The organism is Thioalkalivibrio sp. AKL7 (genome assembly GCF_000381705.1).
Classification (GTDB): Bacteria; Pseudomonadota; Gammaproteobacteria; order Ectothiorhodospirales; family Ectothiorhodospiraceae; genus Thioalkalivibrio; species Thioalkalivibrio versutus.
Genome location: NZ_KB906950.1, coordinates 215,878 through 237,695 on the forward strand (window position 1 = coordinate 215,878; position 21,818 = coordinate 237,695).

23 protein-coding genes and 1 tRNA gene are annotated in these 21,818 nt (G+C 66.9%); 17 read left to right on the plus strand and 7 right to left on the minus strand.

Annotation, left to right across the window (positions count from 1 at the left end; all coding sequences use genetic code 11):
* Nucleotides 1-62: 62 nt before the first annotated feature.
* Nucleotides 63-758, plus strand: coding sequence for a 4Fe-4S dicluster domain-containing protein (locus tag G315_RS0108020; RefSeq protein WP_038032074.1), 696 nt, complete (start codon nucleotides 63-65; stop codon nucleotides 756-758).
* Between the two features lie 26 nt (nucleotides 759-784).
* A complete protein-coding gene (locus G315_RS0108025) occupies nucleotides 785-1,723 on the plus strand; it encodes a DmsC/YnfH family molybdoenzyme membrane anchor subunit (RefSeq protein WP_018168894.1) in 939 nt (312 codons plus the stop codon).
* Nucleotides 1,724-1,817: 94 nt separating this feature from the next.
* On the opposite strand, the gene G315_RS14800 is transcribed toward G315_RS0108025, so the two are convergent.
* Nucleotides 1,818-1,952 carry a hypothetical protein gene (locus G315_RS14800; RefSeq protein ID WP_018937428.1) on the minus strand — a complete coding sequence of 45 codons (135 nt, stop codon included), beginning with the start codon at nucleotides 1,950-1,952 and terminating at the stop codon, nucleotides 1,818-1,820.
* A 174-nt stretch (nucleotides 1,953-2,126) separates the two neighbouring features.
* Here G315_RS14800 and rfaH point away from each other — a divergent pair, with 174 nt between their 5' ends.
* A complete protein-coding gene (gene rfaH, locus G315_RS0108035) occupies nucleotides 2,127-2,678 on the plus strand; it encodes a transcription/translation regulatory transformer protein RfaH (RefSeq protein ID WP_018950939.1) in 552 nt (183 codons plus the stop codon).
* A 178-nt stretch (nucleotides 2,679-2,856) separates the two neighbouring features.
* Here rfaH and G315_RS0108040 read toward each other — a convergent pair.
* Nucleotides 2,857-2,933, minus strand: a tRNA-Arg gene (locus G315_RS0108040).
* Between the two features lie 183 nt (nucleotides 2,934-3,116).
* Between G315_RS0108040 and G315_RS0108045 the strand changes: the two genes are divergently transcribed.
* Nucleotides 3,117-3,995: a c-type cytochrome gene (locus tag G315_RS0108045; RefSeq protein ID WP_019612275.1), complete on the plus strand. Its 879-nt coding sequence runs from the start codon at nucleotides 3,117-3,119 to the stop codon at nucleotides 3,993-3,995.
* Between the two features lie 72 nt (nucleotides 3,996-4,067).
* On the opposite strand, the gene G315_RS0108050 is transcribed toward G315_RS0108045, so the two are convergent.
* From G315_RS0108050 to G315_RS0108060, 3 genes are all read right to left on the minus strand, one after another.
* Nucleotides 4,068-5,573, minus strand: coding sequence for a YifB family Mg chelatase-like AAA ATPase (locus tag G315_RS0108050; protein WP_019612276.1), 1,506 nt, complete (start codon nucleotides 5,571-5,573; stop codon nucleotides 4,068-4,070).
* A 59-nt stretch (nucleotides 5,574-5,632) separates the two neighbouring features.
* Nucleotides 5,633-5,893 (minus strand): accessory factor UbiK family protein, encoded by a 261-nt coding sequence (locus G315_RS0108055; RefSeq protein WP_018145076.1) that lies wholly within the window; start codon nucleotides 5,891-5,893, stop codon nucleotides 5,633-5,635.
* A gap of 64 nt (nucleotides 5,894-5,957) precedes the next feature.
* Entirely contained in the window at nucleotides 5,958-6,680 is a 723-nt protein-coding gene (locus tag G315_RS0108060; protein ID WP_026338846.1) for a pteridine reductase, read from the minus strand.
* 82 nt (nucleotides 6,681-6,762) lie between these two features.
* Here G315_RS0108060 and G315_RS0108065 point away from each other — a divergent pair, with 82 nt between their 5' ends.
* On the plus strand, nucleotides 6,763-7,962 hold the full coding sequence (locus G315_RS0108065; RefSeq protein ID WP_038034759.1) for a class I SAM-dependent methyltransferase: 1,200 nt from the start codon (nucleotides 6,763-6,765) through the stop codon (nucleotides 7,960-7,962).
* Nucleotides 7,963-8,038: 76 nt separating this feature from the next.
* Nucleotides 8,039-9,061, plus strand: coding sequence for a tRNA (adenosine(37)-N6)-threonylcarbamoyltransferase complex transferase subunit TsaD (tsaD, locus tag G315_RS0108070; protein ID WP_019612279.1), 1,023 nt, complete (start codon nucleotides 8,039-8,041; stop codon nucleotides 9,059-9,061).
* A 53-nt stretch (nucleotides 9,062-9,114) separates the two neighbouring features.
* On the opposite strand, the gene plsY is transcribed toward tsaD, so the two are convergent.
* Nucleotides 9,115-9,732, minus strand: a complete 618-nt coding sequence (gene plsY / locus G315_RS0108075; protein ID WP_018168903.1) for a glycerol-3-phosphate 1-O-acyltransferase PlsY — start codon at nucleotides 9,730-9,732, stop codon at nucleotides 9,115-9,117.
* A 47-nt stretch (nucleotides 9,733-9,779) separates the two neighbouring features.
* Here plsY and G315_RS0108080 point away from each other — a divergent pair, with 47 nt between their 5' ends.
* The 11 genes from G315_RS0108080 to G315_RS14805 all read left to right on the plus strand — a co-directional run bounded on the left by G315_RS0108080 (nucleotide 9,780) and on the right by G315_RS14805 (nucleotide 20,605).
* Nucleotides 9,780-10,604 carry an alpha/beta fold hydrolase gene (locus G315_RS0108080; protein ID WP_019612280.1) on the plus strand — a complete coding sequence of 275 codons (825 nt, stop codon included), beginning with the start codon at nucleotides 9,780-9,782 and terminating at the stop codon, nucleotides 10,602-10,604.
* Entirely contained in the window at nucleotides 10,601-11,473 is an 873-nt protein-coding gene (gene bioC, locus G315_RS0108085) for a malonyl-ACP O-methyltransferase BioC (RefSeq protein WP_018168905.1), read from the plus strand. The genes G315_RS0108080 and bioC overlap by 4 nt, the downstream gene beginning before the upstream one ends.
* Nucleotides 11,474-11,677: 204 nt before the next feature.
* Nucleotides 11,678-13,162 (plus strand): cytochrome-c oxidase, cbb3-type subunit I, encoded by a 1,485-nt coding sequence (gene ccoN / locus G315_RS0108090; RefSeq protein ID WP_018168906.1) that lies wholly within the window; start codon nucleotides 11,678-11,680, stop codon nucleotides 13,160-13,162.
* A gap of 19 nt (nucleotides 13,163-13,181) precedes the next feature.
* Nucleotides 13,182-13,916, plus strand: a complete 735-nt coding sequence (gene ccoO, locus G315_RS0108095; RefSeq protein WP_018937419.1) for a cytochrome-c oxidase, cbb3-type subunit II — start codon at nucleotides 13,182-13,184, stop codon at nucleotides 13,914-13,916.
* Between the two features lie 18 nt (nucleotides 13,917-13,934).
* Nucleotides 13,935-14,153, plus strand: a complete 219-nt coding sequence (locus tag G315_RS0108100) for a cbb3-type cytochrome c oxidase subunit 3 (protein ID WP_018145085.1) — start codon at nucleotides 13,935-13,937, stop codon at nucleotides 14,151-14,153.
* Nucleotides 14,150-15,079: a cytochrome-c oxidase, cbb3-type subunit III gene (gene ccoP / locus G315_RS0108105; protein ID WP_018937418.1), complete on the plus strand. Its 930-nt coding sequence runs from the start codon at nucleotides 14,150-14,152 to the stop codon at nucleotides 15,077-15,079. The genes G315_RS0108100 and ccoP overlap by 4 nt, the downstream gene beginning before the upstream one ends.
* A 179-nt stretch (nucleotides 15,080-15,258) precedes the next feature.
* Complete coding sequence (ccoG, locus tag G315_RS0108110) at nucleotides 15,259-16,659, plus strand: cytochrome c oxidase accessory protein CcoG (protein WP_019612281.1); 1,401 nt, start codon at nucleotides 15,259-15,261, stop codon at nucleotides 16,657-16,659.
* 110 nt (nucleotides 16,660-16,769) lie between these two features.
* Nucleotides 16,770-17,603: a FixH family protein gene (locus G315_RS0108115; RefSeq protein ID WP_019612282.1), complete on the plus strand. Its 834-nt coding sequence runs from the start codon at nucleotides 16,770-16,772 to the stop codon at nucleotides 17,601-17,603.
* Nucleotides 17,604-17,620: 17 nt separating this feature from the next.
* Nucleotides 17,621-20,176 (plus strand): heavy metal translocating P-type ATPase, encoded by a 2,556-nt coding sequence (locus tag G315_RS0108120; protein ID WP_019612283.1) that lies wholly within the window; start codon nucleotides 17,621-17,623, stop codon nucleotides 20,174-20,176.
* A 30-nt stretch (nucleotides 20,177-20,206) separates the two neighbouring features.
* Nucleotides 20,207-20,425, plus strand: a complete 219-nt coding sequence (gene ccoS / locus G315_RS0108125; protein WP_018145090.1) for a cbb3-type cytochrome oxidase assembly protein CcoS — start codon at nucleotides 20,207-20,209, stop codon at nucleotides 20,423-20,425.
* 54 nt (nucleotides 20,426-20,479) lie between these two features.
* Nucleotides 20,480-20,605, plus strand: coding sequence for a hypothetical protein (locus tag G315_RS14805; RefSeq protein ID WP_255349370.1), 126 nt, complete (start codon nucleotides 20,480-20,482; stop codon nucleotides 20,603-20,605).
* 121 nt (nucleotides 20,606-20,726) lie between these two features.
* Here the strand turns inward: G315_RS14805 and rpoH are convergent, their stop codons facing one another.
* Nucleotides 20,727-21,593: an RNA polymerase sigma factor RpoH gene (rpoH, locus tag G315_RS0108135; RefSeq protein WP_018145092.1), complete on the minus strand. Its 867-nt coding sequence runs from the start codon at nucleotides 21,591-21,593 to the stop codon at nucleotides 20,727-20,729.
* Nucleotides 21,594-21,818: the final 225 nt, after the last annotated feature.

Below are 21,818 nucleotides of genomic sequence, written 5' to 3' on the forward strand. Positions count from 1 at the left end.
CGCGGCGGCCTCACGGCCATCGCGGGGCTTGCCCGCACGAACGATTTGAGGGAGTACCAACCATGCGACTTGGACTCGTAATCGACATGGACACCTGCGTGGGCTGCCACGCCTGCGCGGTGGCCTGCAAGCAGTGGAACACCAGCGGCACCACGGGTCCGCTGACCGACTATCGCCCCTACGGCGAGGACCCGAGCGGCGTGTGGTTCAACCGCATCCGCCACTACGAGGTCGGGGACTACCCCAACAACAAGACCGTCAACATCCCGATGTCCTGCATGCACTGCGAGCATGCCGACTGCGTGAACGTCTGCCCGACCGGCGCCTCCTACAAGCGTCCGGAAGACGGCATCGTGCTGGTCGATCAGGACAAGTGCATGGGCTGCAACTACTGCGCCTGGGCCTGCCCGTACGGCGCTCGCGAGCTCGACCGCGAAGACGGCGTGATGAAGAAGTGCACGCTTTGCGTGGACCGCATCTACGACGAGCAGCTGCCGCCGGAGGAGCGTCAGCCCGCCTGCGTGATCACCTGCCCGGCGCACGCGCGCTTCTTCGGCGATTTCGATGACGACGCCTCCGAGGTGAGCCGCCTGGTCCGCGAACGTGGCGGCGTGAAGCAGATGCCCGAGCTTGGCTACAAGCCGGTCAACACCTATCTGCCGCCGCGGATCACCCGTTCCATCCCCACCGACGACGTGCGTGCCAACACGCTGATCACCTCGGTGAAGGACTGGGTCAACAAGATGGTGGCGCGCTAAGCGCGCCCGATCGGGGAGAGAAAACCATGCATCCGGCGTTTTCCGTCATTCTGTTTACTGTCATCTCCGGTGCGGGCTACGGCCTGTTCCTGTTGCTGGTGGCCTTCCATCTCGCGGGCATCGGTCCGGTCATGAGCCATGGCGAGCTGATCGCGCACGGGGTTGCGGCCCTGGGCATGATCACCGTCGGGCTCATGCTGTCCACCGGCCACCTGGCGAACAAGAAGAACGCCTGGCGTTCCTTCATGCGCTTCAAGACCTCCTGGCTCTCGCGCGAGGCGGTATTTGCCGTGCTGTTCTACCCGTTCGCCGCGATCTATGGCCTCGGCGTGCTGCTGCAGGGCCACGAAGTCGGTCCGTTGGCCGCAGTGGCTGGCGCCATCGCCGCCGTGCTGGCGGTGGTCACGCTGTTCTCCACCGGGATGATCTACGGCTGCCTGAAGACCATCCGCCAGTGGAACACCGCGCTGACCCCGGCCAACTACATCCTTCTGGGTGTGGCCACCGGCGCCGTCGCCTTCGCCGCCATTGCCAGTGTGTTCGGCAACGCCACCGCGATGCATGCGGGCGTGGCCATCGTGCTGCTGCTGATCGCCGGCGTCCTCAAGGGGATCTACTACTTCTGGATCTCCCGCGTGACCGGCCCGACCATCAACACCGCCACCACCTTCAACCGCGCGACCGTGCGGTTGCTGGATACCGGGCATACCGCCGGTACCTTCCTGACCGACGAGTTTGGCTACGATGCAGGCAAGAACACCACCGACACCCTGAAGATGGGCGTGTTCCTGCTCGCGTTCGGTACCCCGATCCTGGTGTTCGCCGCGATCCTGTCCGGCGTGCCGGCCATCGTGGCCTGGCTCGGCCTGGTCGCGGCCCTGGCGGGTGTGATCATGGAGCGCTGGCTGTTCTTCGCCGAGGCCCGGCACGTCGTGCGCTTGTACCACGGGGACCAGCACACCTGAGCCCCGCTGGCTGAAGTGGCACATCGAACGCCCGCCTTGCGCGGGCGTTTTCATGGGCGGCCGTCGTGGCCGCTGGCCGGCGGGCGCGGATGTCTTACTCGCGCTGCTTGTCCTGGCGCATGCCGTGGATAATGTAATAGCCCACGTAGCCAAAGAAGGCCACGATCCCCAGCAGGGTGATGATGGTCAGAATGCCGATGGGCGACTGGAACATGATTTCGGTCAGCATGAGGGTTCTCCTGAGGTCTCGTTGCACCTCTGAAGCTAGCGCTGCCCCGGGCTGTCGAATTTGATCCAGATCAAGGCAGTAGCCGATCGCCCCGGCAACCCTGTGCATCCAGTTTCGTGATGCATATACGCACGTTTGCTGCCAGTCGGCCTATCATTAGAGCGAGCTGATGCTATGGGTGGTGCGCCATTGCCGGTGCACTGCTGCGACGAGGTCCCTTTGAAACACTGGTACACCATTCAATGCAAACCCCGGGAAGAAGCCCGCGCCGAGGCGAATCTCGACCGCCAGGGGTATCGCACGTTCCGGCCGCTGATCCGCCGGCCCATTCGCCGCGGGGGGCGTCGCACCGCCGTCACCGAGTCCCTGTTTCCGCGCTACCTCTTCGCACAGCTTTGCGAGGTCGCAGAAAACTGGGCCCCAATTCGCTCCACGCGCGGCGTGCTTGGTTTGGTGCGCTTTGGCTCCAGCCCGGTGCCGGTTCCCGAGCCGGTCATCGAGGGGATCCGCCTGCGCCTGGACCCCGAGAGCGGCTGTCTCGATCTTACCCGTGACAGTGACTTCGCCCCGCAGCAGCCGGTCACCATCACGGATGGGCCGTTCCAGGGGCGCGAGGCCTTGTTTCTCGCCCGTACCGGAGAAGAGCGCGTGATCGTTCTCATGCAGATCATGAGCCAGTGTCAGCAGGTCGAGCTGCCGGCTGCGGCCGTGGGGCCTGTTGTCTGATCGGGCTGTGCGAGGGCAAGGCGGTCGTCTGCGATGTGCAGAGACTGGGGATTGTCCAGGTGGGGCGGATCGGTTGTCCCGTTCAGCGGGCCTCGGCTGGAGAAGGGGCGTCCGGCCCCGGGATCCATCCGCATAACGAAGAAGGGCCCATACAATGGGCCCTTCTTCGTCGTCATGATGGCGCGCCCGGCAGGATTCGAACCTGCGACCCCTGCCTTCGGAGGGCAGTACTCTATCCAGCTGAGCTACGGGCGCAAGGTCTGCAATGATACGGGCGCGAGCTTTGACGCGTCCAGCCATATTTGACCGCCACACTCGGTTTGTGGTCGTGGTTTGCATGATGCCCTATACTCTGCGCCCGATTTGCGCTTGATGCGCGAGGGCTTTCGAATAGCACACCACATGGCCGCTCAAGGCCGGGATCTCGGAGGGAGAGAAGTGGGAAATCAACCGATCAAGATGGACACCGGGAACAAGGTGTTGCTGTTTATTGCGTCCCTGGCCTTGCTGGGTACGGTCCTTTTCCTGGTGTCGCACCTGGCCGGCTGGCTTGCCGGCATGCAGGTGTCCCAGCCCGACACCGTGAGTGACGAGCGCGTCGCCCAGCGCATCGCGCCGATCGGTCAGGTGGTGTCCGGCCAGGTGGATAGCGCCGAGGAAGCCGCGGACCTGAGCCCGGGCGACCTCTACTCGAACGTCTGCGCGGCCTGCCATGACGCTGGTGTTTCCGGCGCCCCGCTCAAAGACGACACCGACGAGTGGAGCAACCGCCTGAACGACAAGGGCCTGGATACCCTGTTCGCCAATTCGATCAACGGCATCGGCGCCATGCCGGCGCGCGGTGGCGATTCCAGCCTGAGCGACGAGCAGATGCGCGACGTGGTCGCCTACATGCTGGACGAGGCCGGGGTCGATCACGACTATGAAGGCGGCGATAACGGCAATGGCAATGGCGACACCGCCGCCGAAGATGCTGCCGAGGGCGAAGAGCCGGTCGCCACTACCGAGACTGGCGAAGCGGCGGCCGAAGAAGAGGCCGAGGCGGTTGCAGCCATCGCGGTTGAAGATGGCGATGTGGAGCGCGGTCAGTCGGGTTACAACACCTGTATTGCCTGCCATGGTGCGCAGGGTCAGGGTACCCCGGTGTTCCCGAAGCTGGCCGGTCGTGATGCCGAGTACATTGCCGACAAGCTGGTGCGCTACCGCGCCGGCGAGACCGTTGGCGACCAGACCGCGCTGATGGCGCCGAATGCCGCCAACCTGTCGGACGAGGACATCGCCGACCTGGCCGTCTACGTGGCGACCTTCGAAGACTGATCGTCCCCGTAGGAACGGAACTAAGAAACCCCGCTCAGGTATCGCCTGGGCGGGGTTTTTGTTTGGCGGCCGCTATTGCGTACGCCAGTGGTCCAGGGCGCGGTAGCTCAGTGCCTCGGTCAGGTGCTGGGTCGCGATCGCCTCGGCATCGTTGAGATCGGCAATGGAACGCGCCACCCGCAGGATGCGGTGGTAGGCCCGCGCGGAGAGCCGGAAGCGTTCCGCAGCCTTGTCCAGCAGCTCCCGGTCAGCCGTGCCGAGGGCGGCGTACCGGTCCAGTGCCGTGCCATCGAGTGCGCTGTTCAGTCCATTCTGGCGCTCGCTCTGCACCTTGCGGGCCCGAGCGACGCGCTTGGCCACGGAGGCCGAGTCTTCCGATGCCTCGGCTGATCCGGCCAGGTCCTTGGGCGGGATGCGCGGGACCTCGATGGCCAGGTCAATCCGGTCGAGTAGCGGTGCCGACAGGCGCTTGCGGTGGCGGGCCCGCTGCTCCGGGGTGCATTCGCAGCGTTCGGCGAGGTCGCAATCGAATCCCTGTGGGCAGGGGTTCATCGCACCGACCAGCTGGAAGCGGGCCGGAAACTCGGCCTGGCGGGCCGCGCGCGAGATGTGGATGACGCCACTCTCCAGCGGTTCGCGCAGTACGTCGAGCACCGAGCGGCTGAATTCGGTGAGTTCGTCGAGGAACAATACGCCCTGGTGCGCGAGCGAGATCTCGCCGGGGCGTGGTGTACTGCCGCCGCCCACCAGCGCCACGCCCGAGGCGGTGTGGTGCGGGGACCGGAACGGACGCGCCCGCCAGTCCTGGCGCAGATGCGAACTGCCGCGCAGGCTGTGGATGGCCGCGGTCTCCAGGGCCTCGCCCTCGTCCATTGGCGGCAGGATGCCGGGGATGCGCGCGGCCAGCATGGATTTGCCGCTCCCGGGTGGGCCGACCATCAGCAGGTGATGCCCGCCGGCGGCCGCGATCTCCAGGGCCCGCCGCGCCTGGTGCTGGCCGCGCACGTCGGCGAGGTCGGGGTGAGCGGGCGCGGAAGGCTCGGGCGGTTGTGCCGGCACCAGGGCCTCGCGCCCCGCCAGCGCGGCGCAGACGGCGCTCAGGTGTGAGCCGGTGAGAACCCCGGCGCGGCTGGCGAGGGCCGCCTCCGCCCCATCCTCCGGGTTCACCACCAGCGCCCGCTCGGCGTCGGCTGCCGCAAGCCCGGCAGCCAGGGTGCCACCCACCGGGCGCAAGGTGCCGTCCAGCCCCAGCTCGCCGAGGAACTCGTGGTGGGCCAGCGCTGCGGCCGGGATCTGCTGGCTGGCGGCCAGGATGCCCAGCGCAATGCCGAGATCGAAGCGGCCGCCGTCCTTGGGCAGGTCGGCGGGGGCCAGGTTGACGGTGATGCGGCGCCGTGGAAACTCGAAGCCGCTGGTCTGGATCGCCGCCCGAACGCGGTCACGGCTCTCGCGCACCGCAGCCTCGGGCAGGCCGACGATCTGGAAGGCGGGCAGCCCGTTGGCCAGGTGGGTCTCGATGGTGACCAGCGGGGCGTGGATGCCGTCGATGGCGCGGGCGTAGGCGATGGTGACGGGCATCCTTGCCCCTCCGTCTGGGCGCCGGGCGTCCGTGCCCGGCGGGTGGATTCAGGTGGTGGTTACTGCCCGGTCTCGTCGCTCGGGCGGGCTTCCAGCGCGGCGACCCGCGCCTCCAGCTCCGCCAGGCGTTCGCGGGTACGTTCCAGCAGGGCGACCTGGATGTCGAAGTCCTCGCGCGTCACCAGGTCCATGCGTTCGAACCCGCTTTGCAGCGACGAGCGGACCTGGCGCTGCACGTCCTCCTGCATGTGGCGTACCGACTCCGGCAGGCTTTCGGTGATGCGGCGGGCAAGGTCGTCGAAGCGTTTGGAATCGATCATGCTGCAGTCTCCTGGCGCAAATGCTCGGTTGGGACCAGTGTAGCGCGGCGGGACGGGGGCGCGGCTACTGCGATGCCGACCGGCCGCCGTCCACCGGGATCACCTGGCCGGTGATGTAGGGCGCGTCCAGCAGCAGGAAGCGCACGGTACGCGCGATGTCCTCCGGGGTGCCCTCGCGCTTGAGTGCGGTGCGTTCAATCATTGCCTCGTGGGTGCCCGTGTTTTCGGCCTCCTCGGGGGCGAGGATCGCGCCGGGGGCGACGCCGTTGACCCGCACGTCCGGCCCCAGCTCGCGGGCGTAGGCCTGGGTCAGGGCCCACAGCCCGGCCTTGGCCGCCGAGTACACCGGGTAGCCCTTTAGCGGGCGCAGCGCATGGATGTCGACGATATTGACGACCGCGCCCTGCTGACGCTGCAACGCCGGATTGCAGGCCTGGGTGAGGAAAGTCGGGGCCTTCAGGTTGGAGCCGATCAGGTCGTCCCAGCTCTGTGGGGTGATCTCGCCCACGGCGGTGGCGTAGAAGGTCGAGGCGTTGTTGACCAGGAAATCCAGGCGGCCCCAGGCCGCCTCGGCCTCGTGCGCCAGGCGTTCGATGGCCTCCAGGTCGAGGAGGTCGGCCTGCAGGGCGCGGGCGCTGTCCGGGCGCTCCGCGTTCAGTTCGGCGACGAGGTCTTCGGCATCCGTGCGCGAGCCGCGGTAGTGGATCAGTACCCGCAACCCGGCGGCGTGCAGCCCGCGCACGATGGTTGCGCCGACCCGCCGCGCGGCCCCGGTGACCAGCACCACCCGTGCCTCCCCGGAAGTCGTGTCCATGCTGTCGGGTTGTACCTGCGCCACGCCTGCCCCCGGGTTGGTACCATTCGTCGTCATGATGCCGCCGAAACCTAGCACAAACGCCCCGGCCGATCCGGTGGCCGCCGATATCGCCCGGCGTCTGCACGCCTCCCTGCAACAGAGTGTCGTCGCCGGCGAGGGGTTCCTTCCGTTCGTCGATTACATGCAGGCCGCGCTGTATGCGCCGGGGCTTGGCTATTACGTGAACGGGGCGCACAAGCTGGGCGAGGGGGGCGATTTCGTCACCGCGCCGGAGCTGTCGCCCCTGTTCGGCGAGACCCTGGCGACCTGGCTGGCCCCGGTGTTGCGGGACGATCTGAACGGCACCGGGACACTGCTCGAATTCGGCGCCGGCAGCGGCCGGCTCGCGGGGGATGTGATCACCACGCTGCGCGAACTCGGGGTGGCGTGGGAGCGCTACTGGATCGTCGAGGTCAGTCCGGACCTGCGGGCGCGGCAGCAGGCCCACCTCGAGGCTGCGCTTGAACCCGCGGAGTACGCCCGGGTGGCGTGGCTGGATGCCCTGCCGGAGGCCCCGTTGCGCGGCGTGGTACTGGCCAACGAGGTGCTGGATGCCCTGCCGGTGGAGCTCTTCCGCTGGCGTGAAGGCCGGGTCTGGCAGGTCGGGATCACGACCGATGCCGCCGGCACCCTGAGCCTGGCCGAGCGCCCGGCCCCGCCCGGCCTCGCCGAGCCGGTGGCGCGGCTCCAGGCCGAGCATGGCCCGTGGCCCGAGGGCTACCTCTCCGAGTGGCGCCCGGCCCAGGCCGCGTGGGTGACCGCGCTGGCCGACTTCCTGGAGCAGGGGGTCGCCGTGATCGTGGACTATGGCTTTCCGCGCAGCGCCTACTACGCCCCGGAGCGTCACCAGGGGACGCTGGTGGGGTATTACCGCCAGCAGATGATCCAGGACCCGCTGGCCCATCCGGGCCTGATGGATCTGACCGCGAGCGTGGATTTCACCGGGGTTGCAGAGGCGGCGGACGCCGCGGGTCTCGACGTGCTGGCCTATGCTGCACAGGGCGAATTCCTGCTGGGGGCGGGGCTGCCAGGGCGTTTCGAGGCGCGCGTCGGCAGCGGCGAGGATGCCCGTGTGACCATGCAGGCCGCTCAGGCCGTGCGCATGCTGACGCTGCCCGGGGAGATGGGCGAGCGTTTTCAGGTGATGGCCCTGGGTCGCGATTGTGAACATCTGCCGCTGGACGGGATCCCGGATCGCCGGGGGCGACTGTGAGCGCTTGCCCCAACGCAATGGCGCGGACGCACAGGGGCTGCTTGGTGCGGCCCGTGAAACCCGGCATGCTTGCGCAATGATCGTACTGGGCATCGAGACTTCCTGCGACGAGACGGGCGTGGCGCTGATCGACGCGGACCGGGGCCTGCTTGCGCACCGGCTGTACAGCCAGACTGACCTGCACGCCGTCTACGGCGGCGTGGTGCCGGAGCTGGCCTCGCGCGATCATATCCAGCGGTTGCTGCCGCTGGTGCGCGCGGTGCTGGACGAGGCGGGCGTGGACGGCCACGACCTGGATGCGGTGGTCTACACCGGTGGGCCGGGGTTGCTGGGGGCGCTCCTGACCGGGGCCTCGGTGGCGCGCTCCCTGGCCTGGGGCTGGGGCATCCCGGCGCTGGCCGTGCATCACCTGGAGGGCCACCTGCTGGCGCCGTTTCTGGAGGATACCGGACTCGATTTCCCGTTCCTGGTGCTGCAGGTCTCCGGCGGGCATACCCAGCTGATTCACGCGCGTGCCCTGGGCGACTACGACCTGATCGGCGAGAGCATCGACGATGCCGCGGGCGAGGCCTTCGACAAGACCGCCAAGCTGCTGGGGCTGGGCTATCCGGGTGGGCCGGCGCTCGCGCGTCTGGCCGAGCAGGGGCGCTCGGACGCCCTGCGCCTGCCGCGCCCGATGCTCGACCGCCCGGGGCTGGACATGAGCTTCTCCGGTCTGAAGACCGCGGTGCTGACCGCATTGAAGAAACAGGTCTACCGGCCGGAGGATGTCGCCCGCGCCTTCGAGGAAGCGGTGACCGACACCCTGGTGGAGAAGACCCGGCGCGGCCTGGAGCAAACCGGGGCCCCGGCGCTGGTGGTCGCCGGTGGCGTGGCGGCCAACACGACATTGCGCGCCGGGCTCAAGGCCATGGCGCAGCGTCAGGGGGTGCCAGTGTATTTCCCGCGGCCCGAATTCTGCACCGACAATGGGGCGATGATCGCGCTGGCCGGGCTGCGGCGACTGCAGGCCGGCCAGGTGACGGAAACCGGGGCGCCGGTGGTGGCGGCGCGGGCGCGCTGGCCGCTGGCGGAGCTGGCGCCGCCCGCGGTGGCATGAAGGGGGCTGCGGATGGGGCTGCGATCTTGTAAACCCGTCCGCAGGCCGAAGGGTTACTCCTTTGGTGCCGCCGGGGCCTTGTCCTTCTGGCCGATCCGCGATTCCTCCCCGCGCATCAGGCGGCGGATGTTGCTGTCGTGACGGATGAACAGGATCACGCTCATCAGGGCCACGGCGGCACTGATCCAGTGGTCCATGCCCAGCAGGACCATGTACACCGGGGCCATGCCGGCGGCGACCAGGGCAGCCAGCGACGAATAGCGCCAGATGGCGGCAACGACCAGCCAGGTGAGCAGGACCAGGCCGCCGACCAGCGGGCTGATGGCGAGCATCACGCCCAGTGCGGTGGCCACGCCCTTGCCGCCCTGAAAGCGGTAGAACACCGGGAACACGTGCCCGAGGAAGGCGGCCAGGCCGATCAGGCCGATCGCCCAGCCGGGGAACAGGTCCAGTTGCAGGGCGACGAACACCGGCAGCCAGCCCTTGCCGACATCCCCGATGAGCGTGATGATGGCCGCCGTCTTGCCGCCCGAGCGCAGTACATTGGTGGCGCCGGGGTTCTTCGAGCCGGTGGTGCGCGGGTCCGGCAGGCGCAGCAGCTTGCTGACCAGAATGGCCGTGGAAAGCGATCCCAGTAGATACGCGATGATGATGCCGATTGTGATGCCCATGAGCGGTCAGCCTGCCTGCGCGGATTGGCGAGAGGATTCGACCGCACATGATACGCAAGCCGGTGGCCGCCGTTCAGGGCGCTGACGTGCCTGCCGCGCAATCGCAGGGCGGTGCTCCGACGCTGGTGCTCCTGCATGGCTGGGGCTTCTCCGGCGCGGTGTGGGCGCCGCTGCGGGCCGCGCTCCCGGGTGCGACACGAGTGCTGGCGCCAGACCTGCCCGGGCACGGGGCCGCCGGTGATGGCGAGATGCTGGCGGATGCCGAGCGCACCGCGGCGGCGTTGATCGCTTCGCTGCCAGCGGATGTCGAGTGTCCGGTGTGGGCGGGCTGGTCCCTGGGCGGTCTGGTCGCGCTGGCCGCCGCGCGCCAGTGGTCGGGGCCCCAGGGGCTGCTGCTGATCGGGGCCTCGCCGCGCTTTGCGAAGGCCGACGACTGGCCGGCGGCCCTGCCCCCGGCCGAGCTGGAAGATTTTCGTGCAGCCCTCGGGGGTGGTCGCCGGCGGCTGGAGCGCCGTCTGGCGATGCTCTGTGCACGTGGCAGCCAGGATGCCGCTTCGCTCGCCCGCCGGCTGGTGGTGCAGTTACAGGCCGCTCCAGCCTCGCCCGAGGGCCTGGAGGCCGGCCTCGCGCTACTGGAGGCGGCGGATCTTCGGTCCGTCTGGGCGGGCCTGGAGGTGCCTTCGGCGGCCTGGCTGGAGGCGGGCGATGCGCTGGTGCCGGCCGCCGTGGCGGACGATCTGCACGGGCTGCAACCCGCCAGTCGGGTCGTCCGCAGCGTGGGCGGCCACGCGGAGTGGTTCGCGCGCCCGCAATCCTTGGCCGGTTTGGTCGTCGAGTTCTTGAATCAGTGCAGCGCAGGGAAATCCGCATGAGCCGACCCGACAGTTTCGATCTCGACAAGGCGCGGGTCCGCGAGGCCTTCGCGCGGGCGGCCTCCACCTACGAGGAGCACGCAGTCCTGCAGCGCGAGGTGCAGGAGCGAATGCTGGGGCGGCTGGACTGGGTTCGCATGCAGCCGGAACAGGTTGTGGATCTCGGCTGCGGCATCGGCGAGGCCCTGGACCACTTGAGCCGCCGCTACCGCAAAGCCCGCCTGGCCGGGGTCGATTTCGCCCCGGAGATGGTCGCGCGGGCGCGCCGCCGCGGGCGCTGGCTGCGCCGGCCGCAGGTGGTCTGCGGCGATCTCGAGGCGCTGCCGCTGGCGGAGCAATCCTTCGACCTGGCGGTTTCCAGTTCCGCCCTGCAGTGGTGCGCCAGCCTGGATCAGGCCTTCATGGAGGTGCGGCGTATCCTGCGCCCGGGCGGGCTGTGGATGTTCACCACCTTCGGTCCCGACACCCTGCGTGAGCTGCGGGCCGCCTTCGCGACGGTGGACGGTGGGGCGGGGACGCATGTGAACGCCTTCATGGATATGCACGACATTGGCGATGCGCTGGTGCGCGCCGGGTTTGCCGATCCGGTGATGGACCAGGAGGCCCTGACCCTGACCTACCCGGATCTGACCGGGTTGATTCGTGACCTGCGCGGGGTTGGGGTGCGCAATGCCCTGTCGGGCCGGTCGCCGGGACTGTTCGGTCCGCGCCGCCTGGTTGCGGTGGCCGAGGCCTACGCGCGCGACTTCGGCGTGGAGGGCCGCCTTCCGGCAACCTGGGAGGTGGTCTACGGCCATGCCTGGGTGCCGGATGCCCCGCCGCCATCGCGCCCGGCGGGGCGGGTGATCCCGGTCCAGCCGATTCGTTGATCCAGATCAACGAATCGGCCCGGCGCCCTCTCGCCTGGACGTGTATGACCGATGTATTATCGAAGCGGTCAAAAGTTCCGCCAATCGCACTCAATATCCGAGTGACACAGGCGGTATTGGTTTTTTGTGGGCCCGGAATGGGGTAGAGTTCACGCCCCCGAACCATCGGGACATCCGTGTTCCCCGCAGCAAGGTGGAAAAGTCATGTCACAAGCAGCCACTACGGCGGGTGCCGCACCCGCAGCGTCAGTCGCGACTTCCGAGCAGTACAACTACGCGATTATCAAGCGGTTTGCCATTGCCGCCGTCCTCTGGGGCGTGTTCGGGATGGCCGCCGGCGTCTGGATCGCCTCGCAACTGGCGTTCCCGTTCCTGAATTTCGATATCGCGCAGATCACCTTCGGGCGTTTCCGTCCGGTCCATACCACGGCCGTGATCTTCGGGTTCGGGGGTAACGCGCTGTTCGCCACCTCGTATTACGTGGTTCAGCGGACCTGTCAGACCCGCCTGTGGAGTGACTCCATGGCGAGCTTCACCTTCTACGGGTGGAACCTGGCGCTGATCCTTGGCGTGATCACCTACATGATGGGGATCACCCAGGGCCGCGAGTACGCCGAATTCAACTGGCAGATCGACATCATCATCCTGGTTGTCTGGGTGGCTTACTTCATGGTCTTCCTGATGACCCTGCTGCGCCGGAACCAGCCGCACATCTACGTGGCGAACTGGTTCTTCATGGCCTTCATCCTGGCGACCGCGCTGCTGCACGTCTTCAACAACATCCAGGTGCCGGTGGGTCTGTTCCACCCGCATTCCTACTCCATCTTCTCTGGGGTGCAGGATGCGATGACTCAGTGGTGGTACGGCCATAATGCGGTGGGCTTCTTCCTGACCGCGGCCTTCCTCGGGATGATGTACTACTTCGTGCCGAAGCAGGCCGGGCGTCCGATCTACTCGTACAAGCTGTCCATCATCCATTTCTGGGCGCTGGTCTTCCTGTACATGTGGGTGGGCGCGCACCACCTGCACTGGACGGCCCTGCCGGACTGGGTCTCCACCCTGGCGGCGACCTTCTCCATCCTGCTGCTGCTGCCTTCCTGGGGTGGCATGATCAACGGCATCATGACCCTGTCGGGCGCCTGGGATAAGCTGCGCACCGACCCGATCATGCTGTTCCTGATCACCGCGCTGGCGTTCTACGGCATGTCGACCTTCGAAGGTCCGATGATGTCGCTGAAGAGCGTGAACGCGCTGTCGCACTACACCGACTGGACCGTGGGCCACGTGCATTCCGGTGCGCTGGGCTGGGTGGCGATGATCACCTTCGGCTCCCTGTACCACCTGATGCCGCGTCTGTGGAACGTGAACCTGTACAGCCTGAAGCTGGTGTACGTGCACTTCTTCCTGGCGACCATCGGGATCGTGCTGTACATCACCGCGATGTGGGTGGCCGGTATCGGTCAGGGTCTGATGCTGCGTGCCTTCGACCAGTACGGGAACCTTGCCTACACCTTCACCGAGTCGGTGGTGTTCCTGCACAAGCCGTACGTGGTGCGCGCCATCGGTGGCGGGTTCTTCCTCGCCGGCATGCTGATCATGGCGTTCAACATCGCGATGACCGTTCGCTCGGGCATCAAGGCCGAGGCCCGCGAGGCCCAGGCTGCGTCCACCGAAGCCCGCACGGCCTGATTAGGGAGAGAATAGATCCATGAAGCATGAAAGCGTTGAAACCAATGCCGGCCTGCTGATCATCCTCACCCTTGCGGTGATCAGCGTCGGCGGCCTGGTCGAGATCGTGCCGTTGTTCTACATCGACGACACGATCGAGGAAGTGGACGGCGTGCGTCCCTACACCCCGCTGGAACAGCGTGGTCGCGACATCTACGTTCGCGAGGGCTGCTACACCTGCCACTCGCAGATGGTGCGTCCGTTCCGTGACGAGATGCTGCGCTACGGCCACTACTCGTTGGCGGCTGAGTCGCAGTACGACCATCCGTTCCAGTGGGGCTCCAAGCGCACCGGTCCGGACCTCGCCCGAGTTGGCGGCAAGTACTCCAACGAATGGCAGGTTCAGCACCTGATCAATCCGCAGTCGCTGGTACCGGAGTCGATCATGCCGGGCTACCCCTGGCTGGCGGAAACCCCGCTTGACTACTCCGATATCGACCGCCGGATGGTCGCGCTGAAGCGGGTCGGTGTGCCGTACTCGCTCACCGAAGAGGAATACGAGGCCAACGTCGAGCGCTTCGGCGAAGAACACGCCCGGATGTTCGATATCCGTGACGCCGAGGACAACCTGGTTCGCCAGGCCCAGGCGGGGAACTTCGACGGCAACCCCGGGACGGTCACCGAGATGGATGCAATCGTCGCCTATCTCCAGGTGCTCGGGACCATGGTCGACTTCAGCGAATACGACGACGGACACTTTGCCGAGTTCCGGTAAGGAGGAGCGGGTGCGAACATGATGGGACTGTGGGAATGGATCACGGACATGGGCAATAGCAAGATGGTCGCCCTGTTGCTCTTCATGGGCACCTTTATCGGGGTCGTGATCTTCCTGTTCGCCAACCGTCAGCGCGCCCGGAAGTTCGAGACGTATCGCTATATTCCTCTGGATGACGATGATTCACATCGGGAGCCCGTGGCCCGGCGTGACAAAACCAAGAGTGACGAGCAATGAGCACACAGGACAACCGCGAAAAGGACCCGAACCAGGTCGAGACCACTGGGCACGTCTGGGACGGGAACCTCCAGGAATACAACAACCCGCTCCCGCGCTGGTGGCTGTGGGGTTTCTACGCCACGATCGTGTTTGCCGTGGTGTACTGGCTGATCTACCCGGCCTGGCCGATCGGTGACAGCTTTACCAAGGGCTTCAACACCATCACCTTCGAGCAGGGTGGCGAAGAGCGCACGATGCACTGGAACACCCGTGCGCTGCTGGCCAAGGACATGCAGACCGGCACCTACGCGGTGCGTCAGCGCGAGATGCTTGAACAGGTGGCGGCCCAGGATTACGAAACCATCCTGCAGGACGCCGAGAGCATGAGCTTCGTCAACGCCTACGCCCAGGGTTCCTTCGGCACCTGGTGTGCCGCCTGCCATCAGGTTGGCGGTGCCGGCGTGGTCGGGCAGTACCCGAACCTGCGCAACGACCACTGGAAGTGGGGTGGCACCGTGGAGCAGATCGAGGAAACCCTGCACCAGGGTCGCCTGGGCTATATGCCGGGCTACCGCGACACCCTCGACGGCGACCAGCTCAACCAGGTCGCAGCGTACGTGCTGTCGCTCAACGGCTACAGCGTCGACCAAGGTGAAGCGGACGCCGGCGAACGCATTTTCACCGGTACCGACGGCGGCTGCTTCCAGTGTCACGCCATGGATGGCCAGGGTCTGGCGTCCCAGGGGGCTCCCAACCTGACCAATGATCTCTGGGGTCTGGTGGACGTGCGCGGTGCGGAAAGCGATAGCGAGCGCCAGCGTCTGGTGGCGAACTTCATTCGCAACGGCGCCCAGCGCGAGATGCCTGCGTTCGGGGATCGTCTGTCCGATGCCGAGATCAAGATGCTGACGGCCTACGTGCATTCGTTGGGTGGCGGGCAGTAAGCGCGAAACTGTTGACCGTATGGTGAGCCCCGGGGCCGGGCGCTCGCCGCGATAACTACAGGGGTGCCCGCCGGGTTGTTTGACGCCCGAGGGCGCCCCTGTTTTTTTGGAAGGAACCCGATCCCAGGGCGCGCCTTGCGGCCGCCCCACTCTGCCGGATTGAACTCCGGGAGGTTTTGATGTCCCAGGCCCAGCCGTTGTACGAGGCACGCATCCCGATCCATCCGCGGTCGGTCAAGGGGCGTTTCCGCAATCTGAAGACCGGCATCCTGTTGCTCGCCTACGGTGTGTTCTTCGGCCTGCCATGGGTCCGCTGGGAGCGCGAATACGGCCCCAATCAGGCGGTCTTGTTCGACATCCCGGGCCGGCAGTTCCACATCTTCGATCTGGTCGTCTACCCGCAGGACATCTTCTGGTTGGCCGGCTTCCTGCTCGTGGCCGCCTTGCTGCTGTTTTTCGTCACGGGCGTCGCCGGACGGGTGTTCTGTGGCTATTTCTGCTTCCAGACTCTGTGGACCGACGTCTTCATGTGGCTGGAGCGCAAGATCCAGGGTGAACGGCCCGCCCGCCTGCGCCTGGCCAAGCAGCCCTGGACTGGCGAAAAGCTGTTCAAGTACGGGTTGACCCACCTGTCCTGGCTGCTCGTGGCCTTTGCCACCGGCCTCGGCTTCGTCCTGTACTGGGGGAATGCCCCCTCGATCGTAAGCGACTTCTTTACCGGTCAGGCGGTCTACGCGGCCTACCTGACTGCAGGCATCCTGACGGCCACGACCTACACCTTTGCCGGATTGGCGCGCGAACAGGTCTGCACCTTCATGTGCCCCTACGCCCGGTTCCAGAGCGTGATGTTCGACCGCGACACCATGATCGTGTCGTATGAAGAGGCGCGTGGGGAAGGTACCGCCGGGCGCTCCAAGGTGAAGGCCGGTCTGAAGACCCGCGAGGAACGCCAGGCCGCCGGGGTGGGTGACTGCATCGACTGCGGCTACTGCGTTCAGGTGTGCCCGACGGGCATCGATATCCGCGACGGGCTGCAGTTCCAGTGCATCCACTGCGCACTTTGTATCGATGCCTGCGACACCATTATGGACAAGCAGGGCTGGCCCCGCGGCCTGATCACCTATACCTCCGAGCGCGAGCAGGAGGGCGGGAAGACCCATGTCCTGCGCGGCAAGACCCTTGGCTACGGGGCCGCCGTGCTGATCGTGGTCGTGGCGCTGGTCGGCAGTATTCTCGGCCGCCCGCCGGTGGACGCCAACGTTAACCAGGTGCGCCAGCCGCTCTACGTCCAGATGTCCGATGGTCGCACCCAGAACGGCTACGAGATTCGCCTGAACAACACCGCGGATCGGGAGCTGGACTTCGAGATCGGCCTGGCGGGGCTGGAGGGCGCCGAACTGGACCTGGGCCAGGTGGAACGCATCCGTCTGGAGCCCGGTGAGCGGCTGACCGTCGTGGCGCGTGTGCGCCACGACGTGCCCGCCGGTACTCCCTCGCCGCAGCCTTTCCGCTTCGTGATCACCGACCGCGAGGGCCATATCGAACCGCTCGAGGTGACGTCGCAGTTCAGTCACCGCTAGCAAGCGTTGCCGCCAGCCACCGGCGAAGAAACAGTAACCGCGCTGCCGGAACTCGCGCGGCACACCGCAAGCGCCTAGCTTGCGTTCACGCAGGAAACGAAGAAAAGCATATGAGCAACCTCGTCATTACCCTCGGCATCGGCAGTGCGACACTGGCCATCCTGTTCGCCCTGATCTACCGCTTCACGCGGTTCAAGGCCTACAGCACCTCGGCCGTGGTGGTCGCGCTCATGCTGTTCGTGTTTATCCCTTATTCGATCCTGACCTGGCAGGGGGCAGACGTCTTTGCCATTCATCTGGCGCTCTACATCATCGTGCCTTACGGCCTGGGGATCGTGTTCACCCAGAAGGAGGCCGAGGTCGAAAGCGGTGGCAAGGCCAAGATTGGGCGTCTGCACTGGGCCCCGTTGGTATTGGTGGGGTTCTTCACCATGGTCGCCTCGGTGCAGGCAGTCCTGATCACACTCGCCCATAACGGGATGCCGCAGCAGTTCATCGGCTCGATCCTGCCGGAGCCGGAGAACCGGGCCGAGCGGGTGACCTCCGCTTTCCCCGGCACAGTGGCCGGCATGGAGAGCCGCAAGCAGGCGCTCGCCGTGCACCGCGTCTCGGAGCTGCAGGAGCAGCGACAGAAGGGCTGGCAGGTGCGTCAGGGCTGGGTTGATCGACCCACCGAGGGCGAGACCGCCACCCTGCAGGTCGAGGTGCGGGATGCGGACGGCGAGCCGATCGACGATGCCAGCATCCGCGGCCTCTTCATGTGGCTGGCCGACGAACGTCGCGACCAGGGCTTCGAGATGCAGGCGATGGGCGAGGGCATGTATCAGGTCGAAGTGGCGCTGCCGGCACCGGGGCGCTGGGATCTGCGCTTCCAGGTCCAGCACGATGGGCAGCTTCTGGAGCAACAGGCACGCACCCGCGTGCGTAGCGCCCAGCCCGGTTAGCCCACCGCGCTCCCGCCGTGGCGCTCGCGTCCGACTCGCAGGGCCCGGCAACGCCCGAGGCCGAGGCCCGTTGTTTCCACTGCGGCCTGGAGGTGCCGGTAGGCGCCTGCTACCCGGTGACGTTCGAGGGCCGCGTGGAACCTACCTGCTGCCCCGGCTGCCAGGCCGTGGCCAGCGCGATCATCGAGCGTGGCCTGGGGGCCTATTACCATCACCGTGATGCCCCCCCGGCGGACACCGGCAGCCCCCTGATCCCCGACGAGCTCCGCGAGCTCGAACTGTTCGATCACCCCGGCGTCCAGCAACAGTTCGTCGCGCCCGCCGGCGCAGAGGGCGACCGCCGTGAGGCCGCCCTGATGCTCGAGGGCATCACCTGTGCGGCCTGCGTATGGCTGAACGAGCGTCATGTCCAGGCCCTTCCGGGCGTGGAGAGCTTTCGCGTGAATTACTCCACCCATCGCGCGCAGGTCGTCTGGGACCCCGCGCGCATTGCCCTGTCGGATATCCTCAAGGCGATCCGCGACATCGGGTACCACGCCCATCCCTACGACCCCGGAACCCGCGAGCAGGCGATCGCCCGCGAACGGGGCCTCGCCTTGCGCCGGATCGCCGTTGCCGCCCTGGGGATGATGCAGGTGATGATGCTGGCCGTGGCGCTCTGGTTGGGCGCCGAGGACACCGAGCACGAAGACCTCCTCCAGTTCATGCGCTGGGTGGCGGCGGCGCTGACCACACCGGTCGTCCTGTATTCCGCGATCCCGTTCTATCAAAGCGCCTGGCGCGACCTGCGTCATCGCCAGCTGGGGATGGACGTGCCCGTGAGTCTGGCGATCATCGTGACCTACCTGGCCAGCCTGTACGCGGTCATCCTCGGTACCGGCGAGCACGTCTATTTCGAATCGGTCGTGATGTTCGTCTTCTTCCTGCTCACCAGCCGTTATCTGGAGCTGATCGCGCGCCAGCACGCCAGCCATGCCATTGACCGCCTGGATCGCCTGGTTCCCGCCATCGCCAACCGTCTGGATGCAGCGGGGCGCGTCGAGGCGGTCCCGGTCGGCGAGCTGGTACCGAGGGATCGGGTGCGTGTGCGCCCGGGCGAGACCATCCCCACGGACGGCGTGGTGTGCGAAGGCGAGTCGACGGTCAACCGTGCCCTGTTGACCGGCGAGCCCGAGCCGCATGCGGTGCGCGTCGGGGATCCCGTGACCGGCGGGACGGTGAACGTCGATGGCCCACTCGCCATCGAGGTCCAGCGCGTCGGTGCCGAGACGACCCTGGCGGCGATCCAGCGGCTGCTCGATCGCGCCCAGACCGAGAAGCCGCGGATGGCCCGGATCGCCGAGGCCGGTACCGGCTGGTTTGTGGGTGCCGTCCTGGTCCTGACGGCGCTGGCGGGTCTGGTCTGGTATGCGTGGATCGATCCGACGCGGGCCCTCTGGGTCATGGTCGCCATGCTGGTCGCCACCTGCCCCTGTGCCCTGGCGCTCGCGACGCCGGTCGCCCTGACGGCCACCACCGGCGCGTTGTCGCGCCTCGGTCTGCTGGTTACGCGCGGCAGTGCCCTGGAGACCTTGCCGCGCGTCGATATGGTTTGTCTCGACAAGACCGGAACCCTGACCGTCGGCATGCCGCGTCTGGTGGCACAATCCGAGCTGCAGCCCGCGCCCGAGGGGGCTGACTGGCTGGACTGGGCCGCCGCGCTCGAGGCCCATTCCGAGCACCCCCTGGCACGCGCCCTGGTCGCTCCGGCCACGTCCTCATCGGTGGTTGCCAGCGAGGTTCGCAACCTCCCCGGGCGTGGCCTCGTTGGCCACATAGAGGGCCACCGTGTGGCCATTGGTGGATCGTCGATGTTGCCGCAGCGCGGTACGCCCAGCCCGGAGCCACCCCTGGGCTATCCCCTGGCCACCCCGGTCTGGCTGGTGGTCGACGACCAACCGGTCGCGCTGTTCTGGCTGGCCGACACTCCGCGTCCCGGGGCGCGGAACGTGATCGCCGATCTGCAGCGGCGCGGCTTGCGGGTGGTCTTGCTGACCGGGGACCGCCCGCAGGCCGCGCAGGCCTTCGCGGCGGAAATGGGCATCGCCGAAGCCGAGGGTGGCCTGACCCCGGAGGGGAAGCTCGCCTATGTGGACGCTCGCCAGGCAGAGGGCCGGGTGGTCCTGATGGCCGGCGAGGGCATCAACGATGCCCCGGTGCTGGCCGGGGCCGATGTATCGCTGGCGATGGGCGGCGGCACCCAGCTGGCGCAGAATCAGGCCGACCTGGTCCTGCTCTCGGATCGCCTGGAACACCTGCCGCAGGCGCTGGACCAGGCGCGCCACACGCGGCGCGTGATCCGGCAGAACATCGCCTGGGCAATCGGCTACAACCTGGTGGCCCTCCCGGTGGCCGCGGCGGGGCTGCTGACTCCCTGGCTGGCAGCGCTGGGCATGTCGCTCAGCTCGTTGCTGGTGGTTGGCAATGCGCTGCGCCTGCGTCCGGGGCGCGACGTGATGGACACAGGCGTCGAGTCGTCGGTGCCGTCCGGAGAGGCCGTGCGCGACCCGGCGTCACGGCCACCCCCGGTTTAAGCCGTTGGCGCGCCTGGGTACACTGGAAGCATGTCAATCCTCTACCTGCTGATCCCGCTGGCCATGCTGTTCGCCCTGGTGGTGGGCGTGGTGCTGTTCTGGGCCATCCGCTCGGGGCAGTACGACGATCTTCAGGGCCCGGCGCATCGCATCCTGATGGACGATGATGACCCGCGTATCCCGACCGGGTCCGGCGAGGAGGCCCCTCCCGACGCGACCGGTGGGGGTCGGCAAAAGTCCCAGCGCTGACCTCGGTCGAACTTGCGCCGCGCTCCGGACCCGCTTACCCTTTGCTTATTCTGGTTGAAATTTCCCGAGGGCTTCGAGATGCGCGAGTGGTTTACTTTCCCCAACTTTCCGCTGACGTTCACGGTCGGCCTGATCATCTGGTCCTGGATTAGCTTCTTCTCGGTGATCCTGTTCGGCTGATCGGGCATGGAACCGTGCCGGGTGCCGGGCTTGGTCCCGCTGCACCCGGCAACAAAAAGGCCCCGGCTGATGCCGGGGCCTTTTTCGTTCGGGGCCCTGGTTTCGCGAGGGTGCGAAAGCGTCAGTCGTCGAAGGCGGCCCGGATGCGCTTGATCGCGCTGTTCTCGATCTGGCGGATGCGCTCGGCCGAAACGCCGTATTCCGCGGCCAGCTCGTGCAGTGTCGCCTTCTGGTCGGCCATGTAGCGGCGCATCAGGATGGTGCGCGAACGCTCGTCCAGTTCGCCCAGGGTCTCGCTAAGGCGTTCCTGATAATGACGGTCCCAGTCCTCGTCCTCGGTCACATTGGCGGGGTCGTCGCTCAGGTCCTCCAGGCTCAGTCGTTCCGACGGGGCCTGATAGCCGTATTCATCGTCGGCTTCGGGGCCCGGGTCGAAACTCGCATCCTGGCTCGAGAGGCGGCGTTCCATCTCCCAGACGTCCTTTTCGGACACGCCCAGATCCTGCGCCACGGCGGAGACCTCGGCATTGGATAGCCAGCCGAGACGCTGCTTGGCACTGCGCAGGTTGAAGAACAGCTTGCGCTGGGCCTTGGTGGTTGCGACCTTCACGATGCGCCAGTTGCGCAGGATGAACTCGTGGATCTCGGCGCGAATCCAGTGCACGGCAAAGGACACCAGGCGCACGCCCTGATTCGGGTCGAAACGGCGGACGGCCTTCATCAGGCCCACGTTGCCTTCCTGGATCAGATCCCCCAGAGGCAGGCCGTACCCCTTGTAGCCGCGCGCAACGTGGATCACGAACCGCAGGTTGTGCAGGATCAGCTGGCGTGCCGCATCCAGGTCCTGGCGCTCGTGCAGCGCCACGGCCAGTTCACGCTCGTGCTCGGCGTCCAGCACCTCGATGCGGCCAACGGCCTGCATGTAGTGATCGAGGTTGCCCACCGGTACGGGCATGTCGATGCGTGGAGTGGTCAGGGCCTGGTTCATGCGTGGTGTTTCCTCCGGATTCATGACTCTACATTAGCAGTCTGTGAATAAGAGTGCTAAACCCTGCAAAGGTTCCGGACGTTTCGCCCGGGACGCGTGCCCCTAGGGAAACACTGATCAATGTACACGTTCGCGCTCGAGTCGCTTTTGCGTGCGAACAAGGCGCGGCGACTGCCGTGCAGTCATTCTGCACAAGGGAGCCGCAACGCCGTGCGCGCGCAAAAG

Coding starts and splice junctions, on each gene's coding strand:
- G315_RS0108020 (WP_038032074.1), top strand. CDS start 63: ATGCGACTTGGACTCGTAATCGACATGGACACCTGCGTGGGCTGCCAC.
- G315_RS0108025 (WP_018168894.1), top strand. CDS start 785: ATGCATCCGGCGTTTTCCGTCATTCTGTTTACTGTCATCTCCGGTGCG.
- G315_RS14800 (WP_018937428.1), bottom strand. CDS start 1,952: ATGCTGACCGAAATCATGTTCCAGTCGCCCATCGGCATTCTGACCATC.
- rfaH (WP_018950939.1), top strand. CDS start 2,127: ATGGGTGGTGCGCCATTGCCGGTGCACTGCTGCGACGAGGTCCCTTTG.
- G315_RS0108050 (WP_019612276.1), bottom strand. CDS start 5,573: ATGCCCGTCACCATCGCCTACGCCCGCGCCATCGACGGCATCCACGCC.
- G315_RS0108055 (WP_018145076.1), bottom strand. CDS start 5,893: ATGATCGATTCCAAACGCTTCGACGACCTTGCCCGCCGCATCACCGAA.
- G315_RS0108065 (WP_038034759.1), top strand. CDS start 6,763: ATGATGCCGCCGAAACCTAGCACAAACGCCCCGGCCGATCCGGTGGCC.
- tsaD (WP_019612279.1), top strand. CDS start 8,039: ATGATCGTACTGGGCATCGAGACTTCCTGCGACGAGACGGGCGTGGCG.
- plsY (WP_018168903.1), bottom strand. CDS start 9,732: ATGGGCATCACAATCGGCATCATCATCGCGTATCTACTGGGATCGCTT.
- G315_RS0108080 (WP_019612280.1), top strand. CDS start 9,780: ATGATACGCAAGCCGGTGGCCGCCGTTCAGGGCGCTGACGTGCCTGCC.
- bioC (WP_018168905.1), top strand. CDS start 10,601: ATGAGCCGACCCGACAGTTTCGATCTCGACAAGGCGCGGGTCCGCGAG.
- ccoN (WP_018168906.1), top strand. CDS start 11,678: ATGTCACAAGCAGCCACTACGGCGGGTGCCGCACCCGCAGCGTCAGTC.
- ccoO (WP_018937419.1), top strand. CDS start 13,182: ATGAAGCATGAAAGCGTTGAAACCAATGCCGGCCTGCTGATCATCCTC.
- G315_RS0108100 (WP_018145085.1), top strand. CDS start 13,935: ATGATGGGACTGTGGGAATGGATCACGGACATGGGCAATAGCAAGATG.
- ccoP (WP_018937418.1), top strand. CDS start 14,150: ATGAGCACACAGGACAACCGCGAAAAGGACCCGAACCAGGTCGAGACC.
- ccoG (WP_019612281.1), top strand. CDS start 15,259: ATGTCCCAGGCCCAGCCGTTGTACGAGGCACGCATCCCGATCCATCCG.
- G315_RS0108115 (WP_019612282.1), top strand. CDS start 16,770: ATGAGCAACCTCGTCATTACCCTCGGCATCGGCAGTGCGACACTGGCC.
- ccoS (WP_018145090.1), top strand. CDS start 20,207: ATGTCAATCCTCTACCTGCTGATCCCGCTGGCCATGCTGTTCGCCCTG.
- rpoH (WP_018145092.1), bottom strand. CDS start 21,593: ATGAACCAGGCCCTGACCACTCCACGCATCGACATGCCCGTACCGGTG.